Origin of the sequence: Bradyrhizobium nivariense (assembly GCF_029846695.2) — a bacterium.
Taxonomy (GTDB): Bacteria; Pseudomonadota; Alphaproteobacteria; order Rhizobiales; family Xanthobacteraceae; genus Bradyrhizobium.
In genome coordinates this window covers 1-1851 of sequence record NZ_JARWCR020000172.1, presented here as the reverse complement: position 1 = coordinate 1851, position 1851 = coordinate 1, and the positions used below count along the sequence as shown (strand labels likewise).

General features: G+C 64.1%; 1 protein-coding gene and 1 pseudogene. Both read right to left on the bottom strand.

Annotated features, from left to right (window positions below; genetic code table 11):
- A partial coding sequence (locus QCM77_RS45735; RefSeq protein WP_280097115.1) for a TRAP transporter substrate-binding protein occupies window positions 1-974 on the bottom strand: 974 nt, incomplete at its 3' end.
- A gap of 22 nt (window positions 975-996) precedes the next feature.
- Window positions 997-1728: pseudogene (locus tag QCM77_RS45730) on the bottom strand (TRAP transporter large permease subunit); the annotation flags it as partial.
- Between the last annotated feature and the right edge of the window lie 123 nt (window positions 1729-1851).

Here is a 1851-nt window from a genome sequence, read left to right as displayed (position 1 = left end):
GCGCCGACCTTGCGCAGCTCGGCGAGGACAGGTGCCTTCGGCAGCCAGATCTTGTCGAACTCGGCAATGACGGCTTCGGTGTCGCCGGCCGGCACCTGGCGGATCGGGATCGGGGCGTTGCGGAAATTCTCGATCAGCGCGGGCTCGTTGGAGGCCAACTCGTCGATCTGCGTGTCCAGCGTCGATTTGACGGTCTTGGCGATCAGCTCGCGGTCGGCCGCGGGGAGCGACTGCCAGACCCGGCCCGAGACGACCGCGGCCATCGGCATGAAGACGGCGTTCATCTGCAGGATCACCTTCGACACCTTGTCGAAGCGCTGGTTCCAGGAGAATTCGAGATCGGCTTCGAGCCCGTCGACCTGGCCGTTGGCCATCGCGTCGAACACCTGGGGCGTCGGGATCGGTGTCGGAGCCGCGCCCAGCGAGGAATAGAAATCGCGATAGACCGGCGTCGGATTGATGCGCAGCTTCATACCGCGGATGTCTGCGAGGCTCGTCAGGTCCTTGGAGGAGAACACGGCGCGCATGCCGGTGATGCCCCAGCCGAGCCCGATCGTTCCGGTCTCCTGCGGCAGCACCTCGAACAGCTTGATGGCCTGCGGATGCCGCACGAATTTCGCGACTGCAGGCGTCGAACGGACGATGTAGGGCGCATTAATCGCGGCGATATGCGGCACGCGCGAGCCGAGCTCTGCGGCCTGGATGAAGCCCATGTCGAGCGCGCCGGACTGCAATTGCTGCATCATCGCGGGCTCGTTGCCGAGCTGGCCGGAGTGGAACACGGTCAAGGTCAGGCGGCCGCTGGTGGCGGCCTTGAGATCGTCGCCGAATTTGAGCGCGGCCTTGTTCCAGGAATGGCCGTTGGGCGTGATCAGGCCGAGACGAAATTCCTTGGCCTGGGCCAGCGCCAGCGATGGCGCGAACAGCGGCACTGCTGCGCTGGCGGCGAGAAAGCGGCGACGTGAAAGCGGCATGGTGGGCTCCTTTTGGACGGGCCTATTTGACGAGGATCAGCGAGAGCGACGGATAGAGCGAGAGCAACACCAGCAGGACGCAGGAGATGGCGAAGAACGGCAGCGTCACCATGAACATCTTGCCCGGCTTGGCGCCGGTGACGGCGGCCGCGACGAAGAAGCAGAGCCCGACCGGCGGCGACAGCAATCCGAGCACCAGGTTGATCACCACCACCACGCCGAAATGCCGGGGATCGATGTGATAGACCTCGGTTGCGACCGGCAGCAGGATCGGTACCGTCATGATCAGTCCGGGAATGCCGTCGATCACCGTGCCGATCACCAGCAGGACCACGTTGCAGATCAGCATGAAGCTGATCGGATCCTTGGCAGCCGACTGGATCCAGCTGGCGGTCTCCTGCGGCACCTTGCCGAAGATCAGGACCCACGAGAACACGGCCGCCGCGGCGACCAGGAACAGCACGATCGCCGAATAGATGGCGCTGCGCAGCATCATCTGCGGCAGCTGCGAGAACTCGAATTCCCTGGTCCAGAACTTTCCGACCAGGGCTGCGGCAACCGCGCCAATGGCGGCGGATTCGGTCGCGTTGGCGAGGCCGCCCAGGATGGTGCCGACGATGACGATCGGGATCAGCAGGGTCGGCGACGTCCGCAGGATCGTCGCCACGCGCTGGCGCGGCGTCTGATAATCCGCGCGAGGATAGTTGTAGATGTATCCCATCAGCGCGATGACGACGCAGAACATCACCGTGAGAGCTTGTGACGCATTTGGCGTTCTGCGGAGTTTTGGAGCGATGTGGCAAGTGCTCGTCGTGGCAAACGGCAGTTTGAGGCTCGAGTTTGTCGATGAACTCCCGCTTATGCGCTGGCGAGGCGG